1 protein-coding gene is annotated in these 507 nt (G+C 74.4%); it reads right to left on the bottom strand.

Annotation, left to right across the window (positions count from 1 at the left end):
• A partial coding sequence (locus AC1DTN_RS39355; RefSeq protein WP_477925695.1) for a DMT family transporter occupies positions 1-507 on the bottom strand: 507 nt, incomplete at both ends.

Genomic DNA, 507 nt, shown 5'->3' with positions numbered 1-507 from the left:
TCCCCCGCAGCACCAGCGCCACCCCACCCAGCACCGCCGCCGATGCGAACAGCAGACGCGGCGTGACGGTTTCGCCGAGCATCGCGACCCCGCCGAACGCGGTGATCACCGGCACGCTGAGTTGCACGATGGCGGCGCTGGTCGCCTTCAATCCGCGCAGCGCGGCGTACCAGATGGCGTAGCCGACGCCTGAGGTCAGCGCGCCGGAGGCCACGGCATAGGCCGCGCCGGCGGTGTCCATCCGGCTACCCTGCAGCGCCAACAGGAAGAGCGCGCCGGCCAGCGGCACGGCGCGAACGAAATTGCCCGCCGTCGCGTGCAGCGGATCGCCCGCGCCGCGCCCCCGCAGCGAATAGACGCCCCATGCCGCGCCCGCGGCCAGCATCAGCACGGCGCCCCGCGGGGAAGGCGCCGCCAGCCCCGGCAGCAGGAGTCCGACCAGCCCCGCCAACGCCGACAGCAGTCCCAGTTGCTGGCTGCCGTGCAGGCGCTCGCCGGCCAGAAGGC

The sequence above is a fragment of the Rhizobium sp. 01T444 genome (assembly GCF_056398305.1).
Note: the sequence above shows the minus strand (reverse complement) of the source record. Positions and strands in the feature narration are given on the sequence as shown.